We start from the raw sequence: 15,218 nt of genomic DNA on the forward strand, positions 1-15,218 counted from the left end.
CTGGTGGACCAGATCTGCTTCGACCTGTACGCCGCATCCCGCGCAGTCACGACCGCCTACCGCCCCGTCCTGGCCGAGCTCGGGTTGACGTACCCGCAATACCTGGTGCTGATCGTCTTGTGGGAGCGGCACAGCTGCACGGTGCGCGAGATCGCGGACGCGCTGCGCCTCGACCATGGCACCCTCACCCCGTTGCTGCGTCGGATGGAGGTCAGCGGGCTCGTTGCGCGACACCGCGACCACACCGACGAGCGCTTCGTCGTCGTCTCGCTGTCGACCAGGGGCAATGAGCTGCGTGAGCACGCCAACCGGATCCACTGTGACATGAAGGAAGCCCTGGGCCTGAGCGACCAGGAGTTCACCGATCTGCAGGGGACGCTGCGGACCTTGACTGCCCGCGTCAGCGACTAGCCAGTCCCCTCGGACGGGGCGCCCGTCGGCGGCCCTGGCCGCGACCACCGTCCTGACACAGCGAAGGATCCGAACCCCGTGGGGTTCGGATCCTTCGATCTCCTGCGAGATCACATGGTCGGGGTGACAGGATTTGAACCTGCGGCCTCGTCGTCCCGAACGACGCGCGCTACCAAGCTGCGCCACACCCCGATCCACTGTCGCAATCGGCAAGCGGCTGCGAAGCACGGCGAGCATACCCGAGCGTTTGGGGGCTCTCGAAATCGGGCCGATCAGGCCTTCGGGGTCAGCGTCATCAGGGTCGCCTCGGGGCGGCAGGCGACCCTGAAGCGGACATATGGGTTGGTCCCGATGCCGGCCGAGACGTGCAGCCACGCCGAGCCCGGGTCGCCGGGAGACGAGTCGGCAGGATGCCGGTGCAGGCCCTTCGCGCGAGCCGGCTCGAGGTCGCAGTTGGTGGTCAGGGCGCCGAAGCCCGGCAGGCAGACCTGGCCACCGTGGGTGTGGCCGGCGATGACGGCGTCGTAGCCGTCGGCGGCGTATCGGTCCAGGACGCGGAGGTACGGCGCATGCGTGATCGCGAGTCGCACGTCGGCGTCCGGGGCGGCTGGCCCGGCGACAGCAGCCAGGTCGTCGAAGCCGAGGTGCGGGTCGTCGACGCCTGCCAGGGCGAAGGTCGTCTCGGCGACGGTGATCCGGCCGCGCTCATTGCACAGGTGCAGCCAGCCGCGGTCGGCGAAGCGCTCCTTGAGATCGCGCCACGGCAGCTGCGGCGTGTTCGTGTTGCGCTGGCCGGTGTCCGGGAGCAGATAGCGCAGCGGGTTGCGCCAGCCGGGCGAGTAGTAGTCGTTTGAACCGAAGACCGAGATGCCGGGCACGTCGAGCAGCGGGCCGAGCGAGTCGATCAGGATCGGCACCGACCGCTTGTGCGAGAGGTTGTCGCCCGTGTCGATGACCAGGTCCGGCGCGAGGTCGGCCAGGGACCGCAGCCACTGCTGCTTGGCGGTCTGGTCGGGGGCCATGTGGATGTCGCTGAGGTGGAGCACCCGCAGCGGCGCTCGCCCGGGCGGCAGGATCGGCACGGAGACCTCGCGCAAGGTGTACTGCCGCGCCTCCCAGGCGCCGTACGACGCAAGGGCCAGGCCCGCACCGACGCCCACGCCCAACGTCACACCGAGGGAGCTGCGCAGTAACTCAGGCGAGGGCACGCGGCAAGGCTGCCACAATGGTGACCATGAGTGCTCTGAAGGACCGTCTCCGTGCCGACCTGACTGCTGCGATCAAGTCGCGCGACGAGGTCCGCTCCTCGACGTTGCGGATGGTGCTCACCGCCATCACCAACGCCGAGGTGGCCGGCAAGGTGCAACGCGAGCTCTCCGACGACGACATCATCGGCGTGCTGTCCACGGAGGCGAAGAAGCGCCGGGAGGCCGCGGTGGCGTTCGCGGACGGCGACCGCGCGGAGATGGCGGCCAAGGAAGTGGCCGAGGGTGAGGTCATTGCCGACTACCTTCCCGCTCAGCTCAGCGCGGGCGAGATAGTCGAGCTCGTCACCGCCGCGATCGCCCAGGTGGGCGCGGCCGAGGAGGGCATGCGCGCGATGGGCAAGGTCATGGGGGTCGTCACGCCGCAGGTGAAGGGGCGCGCCGACGGCGGCGCGGTGGCCGCGGAGGTACGCCGCCAGCTGGGCTAGCCCTTGCCCTTGCCCTTGCCGTTGCCCTTGCCGTTGCCCTTGCCGCCGCTCTTCTTGGGCGGCGGGGGAGCAGGGACGTAGCCGGTCGATTGGTAGATCCCGACCGTGTCGCCTGAGCCCAGCAGCGTGCCGGCCGACGGTGACGTGTAGACGACGGCGTCCTTGACGATCGCGGAGTTGGAGTAGCCGGCGAGCGTCGTGGCGAAGCTTGCTGCCTCCAAGGTGGCGCGGGCGTCCTTGACGGACATGCCCGACACGTCAGGCACCGACGTCAGCACCCCAGCGATCTCATCTCCCGCCGGGGCGCGGAAGTCCTCGTAGTCCAGCTTGTCGGAGATGGCGTCCATCGACTCACCCCAGATCGGGCCGGCGACCGTGGAACCGAAGGCCTCGCCGATGTAGGAACCGCCGACGTACTGCCCGTTGAGGCTGACCCAGTGGCCCAGCGAGTTGGCACCGGCCACCATGGCAGCGGTGGCGATCTGCGGCGTGTAGCCGACGAACCACACGGCCATGTTGGAGTTGTTCGTGCCGGTCTTGCCGGCCGAGGGCTTGTCGATGGCGATGTTCTCACCGAAGCCGCCCGGCTCCATCACGCCGCGAAGGATGTCGTTGACGGCGTCAGCGGTGACGCCGGGCATGACCTGCTCGCAGCCGGTGTCGTAGTCCTTCACGGTGCTGCCGTCGGACCCCAGGACCTGGGTGACCGGGAGGGCGTCGCAGTGGATGCCGCGGGCGGCGAACGTGGCGTAGGCCTCCGCCATGGTGAGCGGGTTGGCGTCCGAGACACCGAGGATCCACGACGGCACCTGCTGGGTCACGGGAAGCTTGATACCCATCTTCTCCGCGAGCTCGATCGGTTCGCACATGCCGGTCTTCACTTCCAGCTGGGCGAAGAAGGTGTTCACCGAGTTCTGGGTGCCGGTGTAGAGGTTGAACGTGCCGCTGCCCGTGGAGTTGCTGACGTTCCAACCCTCGCCGTCGCCCGCGTAGGGTCCCTCGCAGGTCTCGAACTCGGCGTCCGGGATGTTCATGCTGTCCGGGGCCGTGATCTGGGTGCTGAGCGGGATGTTCTGGTTGATCGCCGCGGCCAGGACGAACGCCTTGAACGTCGAGCCGGCCTGGAAGCCGTTGGCGTCGCCGTACCTGCGCGGGACGACGTAGTTCAGATAGGTCTGGCCAAGCTTCTTGTCCTTGCCCATCGGCCGCGACTGGGCGAGGGCCTTGACGTAGCCGGTGCCGGGCTGGACCATCGCGAGCCCGCCGATGGCCTGGTCGGTCGGGTTGACGTGGGCGGCGACGGCCGCGTCGGCGCCCGCCTGGTAGTCGAGGTCGAGCGTCGTGTGGATCGTCAGGCCGCCCGACTGCAGCAGCCGCTTGCGGTCCTTGACGGTCTCGCCGAGCGACTTGTCCTTGAGCAGGTAGTTGACGGCGTAGTCGCAGAAGAACGGAGCCTGGGACTGCTGGCACCCGTTGGGCGACGGCTCGACCTTGAGGCCGAGCGGTCGCTCCTTGAGCCGGTCGGCCTGCTCCTGCTCGATGACGTTGAGCTGGGCCATCCGGTCGAGCACGACGTTGCGCCGGTTGATCGACCGCTCGGGCGAGTTGGTCGGGTCATAGCCGGTCGGGTTCTTCACGAGGCCGGCCAGGGTCGCGGACTGGAGGTAGTTGAGGTTCTTGGCGTTCTTGGAGAAGTAGTGCTGGGCGGCCGACTGGATGCCGTAGGCGCCGTCACCGAAGTAGGCGATGTTGAGGTAGCGCTCAAGGATCCAGTCCTTGGAGTAGTTCTTCTCGAAGGCGATCGCGTAACGCAGCTCACGGAGCTTGCGGGCGTAGGTGTCGTCGGTGGCGGCCGCCGCCTCCTTCTTGGTCTCCGCCTGGTTGAGCAGGGTCTGCTTGACCATCTGCTGGGTGATCGACGATCCACCCTGCACCGAGCCGCTCGCCTGGTTGGTGACGAAGGCGCGGATCGTGCCGCGGATGTCGAGCGCGCCGTGCTGGTAGTAGCGGTCGTCCTCGATCGAGACGATCGCCTCGACCATCTTGCGCGAGATCTGGCGCAGGCCGACGTTGATGCGGTTCTGATCGTAGAGCGAGGCGATCAGGTTGCCGTTGGCGTCATAGATCCGGGTCTTCTGCGCCAGTTCCTTGGCCTCGAGCTCGTCGGGCAGGTTGACCATGCCCCGGCTGACGTCCTTGGCGGCGACGCCGATGACACCGGCGAACGGGATCGCGAGGCCGGCCACGAGCACGCCCAGGATTGCCGCCACGACACCCATCACGGCGAGATGGGACAGGACGGACGGCCTGTGATCGGGCTTGGACATGGGCCCCAGAGTACGGGAGCGGACCAGGCCGGCCCATTCGCCGTACCACACGTCGACGGCCGATGGAGGGAGATCGCGGACACGCTTGACCATGTGGTCTAGTCATATCGGACCATAAGGTTTAGCCGGATGGTCCCTTCATCAATCACCGTCTGTTGCCTACGGTCATCGTGGGTCGAGAAATGGTCGCTATGGGGGCGTCCATCGGAGCCCCTCGAGATGGCGGAAATCATGTGGGTTGAAGATTGGGCACCAAGGGCCGCTTGTCGGCAGGACACTCCGGACGCGCTCTTCGTCCGCGGAGCAGAGCAGAACAAGGCGAAGCAGGTCTGCTCGTCGTGCCCCGTTCGCACCGAGTGCCTCGCTGAGGCGCTCGACAACCAGATCGAGTGGGGGGTCTGGGGCGGCATGACCGAGCGTGAGCGCCGTGCCCTCCTCCGCCGCCGTCCGCAGGCTTCGTGGCGCACCGTCCTCGAATCCGCTCGCAACGAGCACGTCAAGAGCGTCGTCACCGTCTGACGTGCCCGTCGACTGGCTGATCCGGCGGCAGTTGCCGCCGGGTCACCGGTCATTTCAGCCCTGCTTCAGCCGTCGGCGAGTAGCTCGCCGACTCGGCGGAGCCCCTCGAGGTCGTGCACGTCGGTGGACAGCGCGGGTACGACGGTGCTCGCGACGCCGGGGTGTTCGGTCGCCCACCGCTCCCGCAGGTGCGCCTCACGCATCACGATGCGGGCCCGGTCGGCGTGCAGCCTCAACAGGCCGGCAGTGGTCGAGTCGGCCTCGATCGCGACGAGTCGGTCGGCCGCAGCCGTCGCCTCCTCCACCGACAACCCGACCGACACGGGCGGGCTGGCGCGGTTGATGACCAGCCCGGCCAGGGGCATCTCGTCCTCGGTCAGCCGCTCCACGAAGTAGGCCGCCTCGCGCAACGCGTCGGGCTCGGGTGCCGCGACGACGACGAACGCCGTGCCATCGGCCTGCAGCAACGAGAACGTCTTCTGGGCCCGCTGCCGGAACCCACCGAAGAGGGTGTCGAACGCAGCCACGAACGTCTGCATGTCGCGCAGCACCTGGGCTCCCAGGATCTTCGTCAACGCGTTGGTGATCAGGCTGACGCCGGCCGTCATCAGCCTCGCCGGCCCGCGGGCCGGGGCCAGCAGCAGGCGGATGAAGCGACCGTCGAGGAAGCTGCTCAGCCGCTCCGGTGCGTCGAGGAAGTCGAGGGCGGACCGCGAGGGTGGGGTGTCCACGACGATCAGGTCGTAGCTGCCGTCCTTGTGGGCCTGGGCGTGGATCTGGCCGAGCTTCTCCATCGCCATGTATTCCTGCGTGCCCGAGAACGAGCTCGACAAGGCGATGTAGAAGGGGTTCTCCAGGATCGACGCGGCCTTCTCGGGGGTCGTCTGGCTGAGCACCACCTCGTCGAAGGTGCGCTTCATGTCCAGCATCATCGCGTCGAGCGATCCGCCGTTGGAGCCCGAGTGCGGCACCGGGCGCGGGGTGTTGTCGAGCGCCTCGATCCCCATCGACTGCGCCAGCCGGCGGGCCGGGTCGATGGTCAGCACGACGACCCGGCGTCCGCGCTCGGCGGCGCGCAGCGCCAGGGCCGCGGACGTCGTCGTCTTGCCGACGCCACCCGAGCCGCAGCAAACGATGATCCCGGTGGCGGGGTCGTCGATGAGGGCGTCGATGTCGAGGCGGGGGGCGCGTTCGGTCGTGGCTGCCAGGGGGCCGACGCGGGGACGGTTTCGCAGCGGCGTACTCATCGGTTGCTCATGCCAGACCCTGGCCCTTCAGCTGGGCTGCCAGCTCGTAGAGACCGCCGAGGTCGACCCCGTCGGCGAGTCGGTTGAGCTCGTACGTCGGCGCTCCGAGGTCCTGCACGACGGCGCGCTGTTCGTCCTCGAGGGCCCGGCGCTCAGCGTGGTCGCGTGCTTCGAGGAGCAGTGCATCGACCAGTTCGTGGCTCACGTCGATCTTGGCCGACAGGAGGTCGGCGGTGATCTGCTCGCGGTCGAGGGTGCCGGTGCGGGCGGCCTTGAGGTCGGCGGTGCCGAGGTCGCGGGGACGGACCAGGTTGACGATCACGGCACCGACCGGGAGCTGCGCAGCGCGCAGGTCCTTGATCCCGTCGGCGGTCTCCTGCACCGGCATCTCCTCCAGCACCGTCACGAGGTGCACCAACGTCTTCGGCGAGCGGAACAGTGTCATCACGGTGTCGGCCTGGTTCTTGATGGGCCCGACCTTCGCCAGCCCGGCCAGCTCGCCGTTGACGTTGAGGAACTGGGTGATGCGCCCGGTCGGCGGGGCATCGAGCACGACGGCGTCGTACGTCTTCGCCGACTTGTTCCGGGCGTTGCGCTGAGCGGCCTCGTAGACCTTGCCGGTGAGCAGGACGTCGCGGACGCCGGGGGCGATGGTCGTGGCGAAGTCGATGATGCCGAAGCGATCGAGCGCCCGGCCGGCGCGGCCGAGCCTGTAGTACATCGCGAGATACTCGAGCAACGCGGACTCGGCGTCGATGTGCAGGGCGTGGACGGAGCCGGGAGACACGTCGCCCACCGGCAGCCCCCTCGCGATGCGACGCTCCTCGTAGGGCAGCGGGTCCACGTCGAACATCCGGGCGATGCCCTGGCGGCCCTCGACCTCGCAGAGCAGGACTTCCTTGCCGGTCGACGCGAGCGAGAGGGCCAGTGCAGCAGCGACCGTCGACTTGCCGGTGCCGCCCTTGCCGGTGACGACGTGCAGCTGCACGCCGGTCCAGTCGCGGGCGCCGCTGGGTCCCGTGCCGGCTGCCGGACGGGGCTGAGCGGTGCTTGCGGGGACGGTCACAGGACGACTCTAGGGCGGGCATGGTGGCCCGTGGGGTGCGTCGCACGTGTGACTAGGATCGCAGCACCCCGAGCTCATCCTCGGGTGCAACGAACTGGAGGAACGGATGGACAAGGTCGTCGAGAGCGCCGCAGCGGCCGTGGCCGACATCCCCGACGGCGCGACGTTGTCGGTGGGGGGTTTCGGGTTGTGTGGCATTCCGTCGGTGTTGATCGAGGCGGTGCTGGAGGCCGGCACCACGGATCTCGAGGCGGTGTCGAACAACTGTGGTGTCGATGACTGGGGCCTGGGTCGGCTGCTGATGGCCAAGCGGCTGCGGCGGATGGTGGCCTCCTACGTCGGGGAGAACAAGGAGTTCGCCCGGCAGTACCTCTCCGGTGAGCTCGAGGTCGAGCTCACACCGCAGGGCACGCTGGCGGAGCGGATGCGTGCGGGTGGGTCGGGCATCCCGGCGTTCTTCACCGCCACCGGTGTCGGCACCCAGGTCGCCGAGGGTGGGCTGCCGTGGAAGTACGACACGGCGGGCGACGTCCAGGTCGCCTCACCGCCGAAGCAGACGCAGGTCTTCACCAGCCAGGACGGGGACCGCGAATACGTCCTGGAGCATGCGATCGTCGCGGACTACGGACTCGTGCGGGCCTGGAAGGGCGACCGGCACGGGAACCTGATCTATCGCGACTCGGCGCGGAACTTCAACCCGTTGGCGGCAATGTGCGGGCGGATGACGATCGCTGAGGTCGAGGAGCTGGTCGAGCCGGGCGAGCTGAACCCCAACGACGTCCACACCCCAGGCGTCTATGTGCAGCGCGTGGTCGCCTTGACCGCGGAGCAGGCGGCCGACAAGCGGATCGAGAAGAGGACCGTTTCATGAGCTGGACGCGTGAGGAGATGGCCGCTCGGGCGGCCTCCGAGCTGAAGGACGGTTCGTACGTCAACCTCGGCATCGGGTTGCCGACGCTGGTGCCCAACTATGTCGACGATGACGTGGAGCTGGTGCTGCAGTCGGAGAACGGGATCCTCGGCGTGGGTGCCTACCCGACTGAGGATGCGGTCGATGCCGACCTGATCAACGCCGGCAAGGAGACAGTGACCGTGCGACGCGGTGCATCGTTCTTCGACTCCGCGACGTCGTTCGGGATGATCCGCGGCGGCAAGATCGATGCCGCGATCCTGGGTGCGATGCAGGTCTCCGCGGTGGGTGACATCGCGAACTGGATGATCCCCGGGAAGATGGTCAAGGGCATGGGTGGTGCGATGGACCTGGTCCACGGCGCCAAGCGGGTGATCGTGTTGATGGAGCACACCGCGAAGGACGGCTCGTTGAAGATCCTCAACGAGTGCGACCTGCCCTACACCGGCAAGCGGGTCGTGCAGCGGATCATCACCGACCTGTGCGTGATCGACGTGATCGATCCGGCCACCGGTGAGGTCGCCGTCTCCGGGACGTCGGGGGAGCGGGCGCTCAAACTCGTCGAGCTCGCACCCGGTGTCACCGAGGACGAGGTCAGGTCGAAGACGGAGCCGACGCTGGTGTGACGTCAGGCGGGTTGGGCGGTCCGACGTGACGTGAGGACGCCCAGCACGCCGAGGCCGACGGCGAAGACGAACACCGCCAGGAACGGGTTGCCGTCCTGGCGCTGGGTCGCGGCGAAGACCACGCCGGAGATCGACAGCGCCAGCGCGGCGCCGAGTGAGTCGGCGATCGACAGTGCGGCGGAGTTGAAGCCGCGGTCGGCGTCCGTGGAGACGTCGAGCATGGCGACACTGGTGCGCGGATAGCCGAAGCCCATACCGGCGCCGGCGAGCACGTACGTTGCGCCGGCCAGGATGGCCGGGCCGTCGAGCCACACGGTCAGAGCGAGCGAGAGCACGCCCGCGAGCACGAGCAGGGAGCCGATCTCCATGGCCCGGACGTGTGAGACCCGCGAGCCGAGTCGCGCCTGCGCCTGGCTGGAGAGCGCCCAGGTCACGCCGACCACACTGAGCGCGATGCCGGCCCGCGCGGGGGTGAGCCCCCACTGCTCCTGCAGGACGTAGACGATGTAGGCCTCGGCGCAGAAGAAGCCTGCGCTCATCAGGCCCCGGGTGGCGATCACCGCCGGCAGACCGGGGCGACCGGTGAGCGAGCCGGGCGGCAGGAGACGCGTGAGGGCGAGTACGACGACGACGAGGGCGCCGAGGGCACCGAGCCCGGCGACACCGCTGGCCGAGCCGAGGAGCTCGAGCGCGAGCACCGCGACCGCGCCGACGGTGGCCCACACGAGGCGGCCGGCGCCGGCCGTCGCGATCCCGGTGTCGGTCCTCCGGCCCCGCAGGTTGGGGGCGATGAGAAGTGCAGCGGCGCCCACGAGGATGACGGCGCCGAGGAACACCCAGCGCCAGCCGAGGGCGTCCGCGACGAGCGCGGCGAGCGCCGGCCCGAACAACGCCGGCAGCACCCACGCCGCGGCGAAGCTGGCGAAGATCCCCGGCTGCAGGCTGCGCGGGAAGACGATCCCCACGAGGACGTAGAGCCCGACCGTCAGCGCGCCGCCGCCGAGCCCCTGGACGAGCCGGCCACCGACGAGGATCTCCATCGTGGGGGCCGTGCCACAGATGAGCAGCCCCAGCGAGAACAGCACCATCGACCAGATCAGCGGGGCGACCGGCCCGCGCCGGTCGCTCCACAGCCCGGCGGCCACCATCCCGATCACACCGCTGGCCAGCGGCGCGGCAAAGCTCAGCGCATAGAGGTCGGCGCCGTCGAGGTCCCGCGCCACGGTCGGCATCACCGTGGTGACCGCCATGGCCTCGAACGCCACGAAGCCGATCAGCGCGCACATGCCGATGGTGATGGCGGCGTACGTCGGGCTCAGCAGGCGCGGGCCGGGGGCGGTCTGGGACATCAGGGTCACGATCCCAGACCGTAGGAGTTCAGGTGGACGTGAGGTCAAGCAGGAATAGTGGGCGGGCATCGTCGTTGGGCCAGGTGTGACTCCTGCGCTCTCCGTCCTCGACCTCGTGCCCGTGCGCACCGACCAGACGACCGCCGACGCGGTGGCTGCCTCGCGTTCGCTGGCCAAGGTGGCCGACGAGCTCGGCTACACCCGTTACTGGGTGGCCGAGCACCACAACATGCCGGCCGTGGCGGCCACGAACCCGCCGGTGCTGATCGCGACGCTTGCTGCCGCTACTGAGCGCATCCGGGTCGGGTCGGGCGGCGTGATGCTGCCCAACCACGAGCCGCTCGTGATCGCCGAGCAGTTCGCGCTGCTCGAGGCGGCCTTCCCGGGGCGCATCGACCTCGGCATCGGCCGCGCGCCCGGCACCGACATGCTTACCCGCTACGTGCTGCGTGGCGGGGCGACGGCGGCGGCAGACGAGGCGGTGGCGAAGTTCCCGCAGTACGTCGAGGACGTGGCCACCCTCATGCACCCGGACGGCGTCGAGATGGCCGTCGGTGGCCGCCGCGAGCCGCTGCGCGCGACGCCCAGGGCCGCGAGCGTGCCGACGATCTGGCTGCTCGGGTCCTCCGACTACTCAGCCCGGCTCGCGGCCGCTCGCGGCCTGCCCTACGTCTTCGCGCACCACTTCGCCGGTCAGGGCACGGCCGAGGCGCTCGACCTCTACCGCTCGACCTTCCAGCCGTCGGAGGCGAATCCGGAGCCGCGCACCTTCCTCACCGTCAACGCCGCGGTTGCCGAGACGGCGGAGGAGGCGCGGCGACTCGCGCTGCCGCAGGCTCAGGCGATGGTGGCGCTGCGCACCGGTGGACGGCTGGCAGCACAGCTGCTCGTCGAGGACGCCGAGGAGGTCGAGCTCCCGCCCCAGCATCAACACCTGGCCGAGACGATGCTGCAGCGCTGGGTGGTCGACGAGCCGGGAGCAGCACGCGAGCGGATCGAGAAGCTGGCCGCGGAGTACGGCGTCGACGAGGTGATGGTGCACCCGGTCGCCGGCGCGCATGTCGCCACTCCGTCCGGGTCCTCCCCGGCACGGGAGGCGACGCTCCGGCTCCTGACGGCCTGATCCGAGTGCCGAGTGCCGGGACGGAGCCGGTCAGTGGCGCTCTTCGAGACCGATCGCCTCGCGGAGCTTGTCGACCGATGCGCTCAGCGTCTCGGACTCGTGGGCCTGGTGCTCCATCAGGTCGGCGAGGGCCTCGGCCAGGACGTTGAGCTTCTCCTGCGACGCCTCTTCGCTGCGACGCGCGGCGTTCTCGAGCAGCACGAGCAGGAGCAGGGACAAGATCGCCGAGCCCGTGTGCAGCGCCAGCTCCCACTTCGTGGTGGACGCCCACAGCGGCTTGCTGACGGCCCACAGGGCGACGGCGACCAGGATGACCGCGAAGAACGGCGCCCGGCTGACTCGCTTGTTGGCCGCATCGACGAATCGCTCGAAGGGGTTGGGCCGGTTCTCCTGGCCGCGGTCGGCGGCGGCGGCGTTGCGCTCCATGTCCGGAGGTTAGCCCGGTGAGCACGCCGAGTAGGGTGCGGATCATGACGAAGTGGGACTACCAGGTGGCGCCGATTCCGCTCCACAACGAAGCATTGATGCTGAACAACTTCGGCCAGGACGGCTGGGAGCTGGTCGCCATCCACACCAACGCCCAGGGCGGCCTCGTGGCCTTCCTCAAGCGGCCCAAGGGCGACGCCTGATGGGCGCCGAGGCCAGGCTCGCCGAGCTCGGGATCACGGTCCCGGAGGTCGTGCCCCCGCTGGCGGCGTACGTCCCCGCCCTCCGCACCGGCAATCTCGTCTACACCGCGGGCCAGCTGCCCGCGCGTGATGGCGAGATGATCGCGGTCGGCAAGCTCGGCGGCTCGGTCACCGAGGAGCAGGGCTACGAGTGTGCGCGTCAGTGCGCGCTCAACGCGCTCGCGGCGATCAGGGCCGAGATCGGCTCGCTCGACACCATCACGCGGGTCGTGAAGGCAGTCGTGTTCGTGGCGTCCACTCCCGACTTCACCGGCCAGCCCAAGGTCGCCAACGGCGCCTCGGAGTTCCTTGCCGACGTGTTCGGCGACCTCGGCCGTCACGCGCGGTCGGCTGTCGGCGTGTCGGTCCTGCCCCTCGACGTACCCGTCGAGGTCGAGCTCATCGTCGAGGTCGCGGGCTGACGTGCCCGGCCTGAGCCGCTTGCCGTTGCCACAGGCCCTCATCGACCAGGCGCGTGCCTACGCGACCGGGGAGGACACCCCGGCTGAGCCGCGCAATGCGGCGACGGTCGTGCTGCTGCGTGACGGCACGTCCGGTCCAGAGCTCTACCTTCTCCGGCGCCAGACGACGATGGCGTTCGCCGCCGGGATGTGCGTCTTCCCCGGTGGCGGGGTCGACCCGCGCGACTTCTCCGAGGACGTCGCGTGGGCCGGGCCGTCGGTCGCGTCGTGGGCGACGACCATGGACTGCGAGCCGGAGCTGGCGCGGGCGCTCGTGTGCGCCGCGGTGCGGGAGACGTTCGAGGAGTCGGGCGTCCTGCTGGCCGGGCCGTCCGCCGACACGGTCGTCGACGACACCACCGGCGACGACTGGGAGGCCGACCGGATCGCCCTCGAGACACGTGAGCTGTCGATGACCGACTTCCTCGTACGCCGCGGGCTGGTCCTACGCACCGACCTGCTCGGCGCCTGGTCGGGCTGGCTCACGCCGGTCTTCGAGCCGAAGCGCTACCGCACGTGGTTCTTCGTCGCCTCGCTCCCGGGCTCCCAGGTGACTCGGGACGTCTCCTCGGAGTCGTCGTCGGTGACGTGGTTGCCGGCGATATCGGCCGTCGAGGCGGTGGAGTCGGGGGAGATGCTGATGCTGCCGCCGACGTACCTCACCTGCCTGGAGATCGGGCAGCACGAGTCGGCCTCGTCGGCGCTGTCCGCGTCCTCGTCGAGGACTGTCGACATGTTCACCCCCGAGGTGATCTCCTCGGGCGAGGACTTCGTGCTCTCGACTCCGCCGGCCTACGAGGCGTTGCTGGAGTCACGATGAGCTGGGCGGGCGGGGCCTTCGGGTCGTCGGCCACCTGCGTCCTGGCGCCGAACGCCGACATCATGACCCTCGACGGCACCAACACGTGGGTGCTGTCGTCGGGCTCGCAGTCGCTGGTGATCGACCCGGGGCCGTCCATCGAGTCCCACCTCGATGCCGTCTCCGCCGTCGGTCAGGAAGTGGTGGGCGTGCTGCTGACCCACCACCACCACGACCACAGCGAAGCCGCCCGCGAGTTCGGCGAGCGCCACGGGTGTGGGGTGCGGGCGCTGGACCCCGCCTACCGCCTGGGTTCTGAGGGGCTCGGTCCTGGCGACGTGGTCACGGTCGGCGACCTCGAGGTGCACGTCGTCGCGACGCCGGGCCACACCGCCGACTCGCTCTGCTTCGTCGTGCCGTCGGAGTCGGCCGTGCTGACCGGAGACACCGTCCTCGGCCGCGGCACCACCGTGGTGGCGCACCCCGACGGCGAGCTCGGCGCCTACCTCGCGTCGCTGGACCGGCTGCATGCGCTCTGCTCCTCGCAGGGGATCACGTCGATCTGGCCGGGCCACGGGCCGGTGATCGACGACGCGCTGGGGGTGCTCGACTACTACATCGCGCATCGGCGTACCCGCCTCGACCAGGTCCGGGACGCCGTCGTGGCGCTCTCCTCGCAGCCGCACCCCGAGGGCCTCGCCTCCGAGGAGCTGGCACGCAAGGTCGTCGAGATGGTCTACGACGATGTCGACCCGATCCTCTGGGGCGCCGCCGAACTCTCGGTGCGCGCGCAGCTGGCCTATCTCGCCTCGCAGCACTGACCCGTTGTGGTCGACGCTGACCCGGCCTAGCGTGCAGGCATGACCCAGCCCATCGTCACCCTGTCCCGCGCGCTCGACCAGGCCGGCGACGTCCTCGCCGCCGTACACGCCGATGACCTGGACAAGCCAACTCCGTGTGCGGACTGGACGGTCCGCGACCTGGCCAACCACGTGGCGGCCGGGCCGGCGCGCTTCCTGCAGATGACACGCGGCGAGGAGGTCGACTGGTCGGCTGCCCCGCAGGTCCGCGACGGTGCCTGGGCCGCCACGTTCCGTGCGGGCGGCGACGATCTCATCCACCACTGGCACGGCCAGACCGAGGAGAACGCCGGCGCTGCCGGCTGGCAGACCGCGGAGATGGCTGTCCACACGTGGGACCTGGCCCGCTCTCTCGGCCGCGACGTCGCGTTGGACGACGAGGTCGCGCAAGCCGCGTTGACCTTCCTGCAGCAGGCGCTGACCGACGAGAACCGCAGCCCCGTCTTCGCCCCGGCAGTGCCCGTCGCCGATGACGCACCGGCCTACGACCGGCTCGCGGGGTTCGCCGGGCGAGTGCCGTAGACGAGCCACCGACTGCGTAGACACGCGGACATTGGTGGCGCCGCGCTGTCTCGCTGAGCGTGACAGCTGTTCCCGATCGCGACCTTGGTCCGCGTGTCTACGTGTGGGGCGGCAGCGGAGGAAGCTCTGTTTCAGGCGAGCAGCCGGAGAGCGGCCTCGACGTCGGCGTCGGAGTTGTAGAGGTGGAAGGACAATCGGAGCCGGCCGCCGCGGACGGCCGCCGTGATGCCGGCCTCCGCCAGCCGGGTCGTGATGTCGTCGGGTGCCTCGACGGAGACGATCGCGGAGTCGCTCGCCGCGAGACCGAGGCCGTCACGCAAGGCGTTGGCGAGGCCGACGTCGTGGGCGTGGATGCGGTCGATGCCCACGTCGAGGAGCAGCTCGAGGGCGGGCGCATGGCCGACCCAGCAGCCCCAGGCGGGGGAGACGTCGTAGCGGCGGGCATCCTCGGCGAGGCGCAGCGGTGGGCCGTAGATCGAGTCCCACCGGGACTCGCCGGCATACCACCCGGCCGCCAGCTCGGGCAGCGCCGGTGCCGTCGGGCTGATCGCGAGGAAGCAGGTCCCGCGCGGGCCGAGCAGCCACTTGTAGCCGCCACCGACGACGTAGTCGGCCTCGAGCGTGCCCAGTGGCAGCC

General features: G+C 69.7%; 17 protein-coding genes, 1 tRNA gene and 1 pseudogene. 11 read left to right on the plus strand and 8 right to left on the minus strand.

What is annotated here, in order from left to right; genetic code table 11:
• Window positions 1-411: MarR family transcriptional regulator (locus RMO85_RS06955; protein ID WP_310527950.1), on the plus strand; the 411-nt coding region annotated here is incomplete at its 5' end.
• 115 nt (window positions 412-526) lie between these two features.
• Here the strand turns inward: RMO85_RS06955 and RMO85_RS06960 are convergent.
• Together RMO85_RS06960 and RMO85_RS06965 are read right to left on the minus strand one after the other, a co-directional pair.
• Window positions 527-603 (minus strand) — tRNA-Pro (locus RMO85_RS06960).
• Window positions 604-683: 80 nt separating this feature from the next.
• On the minus strand, window positions 684-1,619 hold the full coding sequence (locus RMO85_RS06965) for a metallophosphoesterase (RefSeq protein ID WP_310527953.1): 936 nt from the start codon (window positions 1,617-1,619) through the stop codon (window positions 684-686).
• Window positions 1,620-1,645: 26 nt separating this feature from the next.
• On the opposite strand from RMO85_RS06965, the gene RMO85_RS06970 reads away from it, so the two are divergent.
• A complete protein-coding gene (locus RMO85_RS06970; RefSeq protein WP_310527957.1) occupies window positions 1,646-2,104 on the plus strand; it encodes a GatB/YqeY domain-containing protein in 459 nt (152 codons plus the stop codon).
• Here the strand turns inward: RMO85_RS06970 and RMO85_RS06975 are convergent.
• Window positions 2,101-4,431, minus strand: a complete 2,331-nt coding sequence (locus RMO85_RS06975) for a transglycosylase domain-containing protein (protein ID WP_310527959.1) — start codon at window positions 4,429-4,431, stop codon at window positions 2,101-2,103. The two genes, RMO85_RS06970 and RMO85_RS06975, sit on opposite strands and share 4 nt — an antisense overlap.
• A 228-nt stretch (window positions 4,432-4,659) precedes the next feature.
• Here RMO85_RS06975 and RMO85_RS06980 point away from each other — a divergent pair, with 228 nt between their 5' ends.
• Window positions 4,660-4,950: a WhiB family transcriptional regulator gene (locus RMO85_RS06980; RefSeq protein WP_397203313.1), complete on the plus strand. Its 291-nt coding sequence runs from the start codon at window positions 4,660-4,662 to the stop codon at window positions 4,948-4,950.
• 65 nt (window positions 4,951-5,015) lie between these two features.
• Here the strand turns inward: RMO85_RS06980 and RMO85_RS06985 are convergent, their stop codons facing one another.
• Together RMO85_RS06985 and RMO85_RS06990 are read right to left on the minus strand one after the other, a co-directional pair.
• On the minus strand, window positions 5,016-6,197 hold the full coding sequence (locus tag RMO85_RS06985) for an ArsA-related P-loop ATPase (protein WP_310527963.1): 1,182 nt from the start codon (window positions 6,195-6,197) through the stop codon (window positions 5,016-5,018).
• 7 nt (window positions 6,198-6,204) lie between these two features.
• Window positions 6,205-7,185: an ArsA-related P-loop ATPase gene (locus tag RMO85_RS06990; protein ID WP_310527973.1), complete on the minus strand. Its 981-nt coding sequence runs from the start codon at window positions 7,183-7,185 to the stop codon at window positions 6,205-6,207.
• A 184-nt stretch (window positions 7,186-7,369) separates the two neighbouring features.
• Here RMO85_RS06990 and RMO85_RS06995 point away from each other — a divergent pair, with 184 nt between their 5' ends.
• Together RMO85_RS06995 and RMO85_RS07000 are read left to right on the plus strand one after the other, a co-directional pair.
• Window positions 7,370-8,134 carry a CoA transferase subunit A gene (locus RMO85_RS06995; protein ID WP_310527964.1) on the plus strand — a complete coding sequence of 255 codons (765 nt, stop codon included), beginning with the start codon at window positions 7,370-7,372 and terminating at the stop codon, window positions 8,132-8,134.
• Window positions 8,131-8,799, plus strand: a complete 669-nt coding sequence (locus RMO85_RS07000) for a 3-oxoacid CoA-transferase subunit B (RefSeq protein WP_310527965.1) — start codon at window positions 8,131-8,133, stop codon at window positions 8,797-8,799. The genes RMO85_RS06995 and RMO85_RS07000 overlap by 4 nt, the downstream gene beginning before the upstream one ends.
• A 2-nt stretch (window positions 8,800-8,801) precedes the next feature.
• On the opposite strand, the gene RMO85_RS07005 is transcribed toward RMO85_RS07000, so the two are convergent.
• Entirely contained in the window at window positions 8,802-10,148 is a 1,347-nt protein-coding gene (locus tag RMO85_RS07005; protein WP_310527974.1) for an MFS transporter, read from the minus strand.
• 85 nt (window positions 10,149-10,233) lie between these two features.
• Here RMO85_RS07005 and RMO85_RS07010 point away from each other — a divergent pair, with 85 nt between their 5' ends.
• Window positions 10,234-11,271 carry an LLM class flavin-dependent oxidoreductase gene (locus RMO85_RS07010; RefSeq protein ID WP_310527966.1) on the plus strand — a complete coding sequence of 346 codons (1,038 nt, stop codon included), beginning with the start codon at window positions 10,234-10,236 and terminating at the stop codon, window positions 11,269-11,271.
• A 30-nt stretch (window positions 11,272-11,301) separates the two neighbouring features.
• Here RMO85_RS07010 and RMO85_RS07015 read toward each other — a convergent pair whose 3' ends face one another.
• Window positions 11,302-11,697, minus strand: a complete 396-nt coding sequence (locus RMO85_RS07015; protein WP_310527967.1) for a low affinity iron permease family protein — start codon at window positions 11,695-11,697, stop codon at window positions 11,302-11,304.
• A gap of 44 nt (window positions 11,698-11,741) precedes the next feature.
• Between RMO85_RS07015 and RMO85_RS07020 the strand changes: the two genes are divergently transcribed.
• From RMO85_RS07020 to RMO85_RS07040, 5 genes are read left to right on the plus strand one after another with little or no spacing between them, the layout of a single operon-like run.
• The gene (locus RMO85_RS07020; protein WP_310527968.1) at window positions 11,742-11,900 is read left to right on the plus strand and encodes a hypothetical protein; all 159 of its coding nucleotides are present in this window, start codon (window positions 11,742-11,744) and stop codon (window positions 11,898-11,900) included.
• The gene (locus tag RMO85_RS07025) at window positions 11,900-12,361 is read left to right on the plus strand and encodes a RidA family protein (RefSeq protein WP_397203310.1); all 462 of its coding nucleotides are present in this window, start codon (window positions 11,900-11,902) and stop codon (window positions 12,359-12,361) included. The genes RMO85_RS07020 and RMO85_RS07025 overlap by 1 nt, the downstream gene beginning before the upstream one ends.
• Window positions 12,362-12,380: 19 nt before the next feature.
• The gene (locus RMO85_RS07030) at window positions 12,381-13,220 is read left to right on the plus strand and encodes an NUDIX hydrolase (protein WP_310527969.1); all 840 of its coding nucleotides are present in this window, start codon (window positions 12,381-12,383) and stop codon (window positions 13,218-13,220) included.
• The gene (locus RMO85_RS07035; RefSeq protein ID WP_310527970.1) at window positions 13,217-14,020 is read left to right on the plus strand and encodes an MBL fold metallo-hydrolase; all 804 of its coding nucleotides are present in this window, start codon (window positions 13,217-13,219) and stop codon (window positions 14,018-14,020) included. Before RMO85_RS07030 ends, RMO85_RS07035 begins: the two co-directional genes overlap by 4 nt.
• A 39-nt stretch (window positions 14,021-14,059) precedes the next feature.
• Window positions 14,060-14,581, plus strand: coding sequence for a TIGR03086 family metal-binding protein (locus RMO85_RS07040; RefSeq protein ID WP_310527972.1), 522 nt, complete (start codon window positions 14,060-14,062; stop codon window positions 14,579-14,581).
• 131 nt (window positions 14,582-14,712) lie between these two features.
• Here RMO85_RS07040 and RMO85_RS07045 read toward each other — a convergent pair.
• Window positions 14,713-15,218, minus strand: a pseudogene (locus tag RMO85_RS07045) (aminotransferase); the annotation flags it as partial.

The organism is Nocardioides sp. (assembly GCF_031422975.1).
Lineage (GTDB): Bacteria > Actinomycetota > Actinomycetes > Propionibacteriales > Nocardioidaceae > Nocardioides.

Excerpts from the sequence above, each read along its gene's own strand:
- RMO85_RS06970 (WP_310527957.1), top strand. The coding sequence starts at position 1,646 with ATGAGTGCTCTGAAGGACCGTCTCCGTGCCGACCTGACTGCTGCGATC.
- RMO85_RS06975 (WP_310527959.1), bottom strand. The coding sequence starts at position 4,431 with ATGTCCAAGCCCGATCACAGGCCGTCCGTCCTGTCCCATCTCGCCGTG.
- RMO85_RS06985 (WP_310527963.1), bottom strand. The coding sequence starts at position 6,197 with ATGAGTACGCCGCTGCGAAACCGTCCCCGCGTCGGCCCCCTGGCAGCC.
- RMO85_RS06995 (WP_310527964.1), top strand. The coding sequence starts at position 7,370 with ATGGACAAGGTCGTCGAGAGCGCCGCAGCGGCCGTGGCCGACATCCCC.
- RMO85_RS07000 (WP_310527965.1), top strand. The coding sequence starts at position 8,131 with ATGAGCTGGACGCGTGAGGAGATGGCCGCTCGGGCGGCCTCCGAGCTG.
- RMO85_RS07005 (WP_310527974.1), bottom strand. The coding sequence starts at position 10,148 with ATGTCCCAGACCGCCCCCGGCCCGCGCCTGCTGAGCCCGACGTACGCC.
- RMO85_RS07015 (WP_310527967.1), bottom strand. The coding sequence starts at position 11,697 with ATGGAGCGCAACGCCGCCGCCGCCGACCGCGGCCAGGAGAACCGGCCC.
- RMO85_RS07020 (WP_310527968.1), top strand. The coding sequence starts at position 11,742 with ATGACGAAGTGGGACTACCAGGTGGCGCCGATTCCGCTCCACAACGAA.
- RMO85_RS07025 (WP_397203310.1), top strand. The coding sequence starts at position 11,900 with ATGGGCGCCGAGGCCAGGCTCGCCGAGCTCGGGATCACGGTCCCGGAG.
- RMO85_RS07035 (WP_310527970.1), top strand. The coding sequence starts at position 13,217 with ATGAGCTGGGCGGGCGGGGCCTTCGGGTCGTCGGCCACCTGCGTCCTG.
- RMO85_RS07040 (WP_310527972.1), top strand. The coding sequence starts at position 14,060 with ATGACCCAGCCCATCGTCACCCTGTCCCGCGCGCTCGACCAGGCCGGC.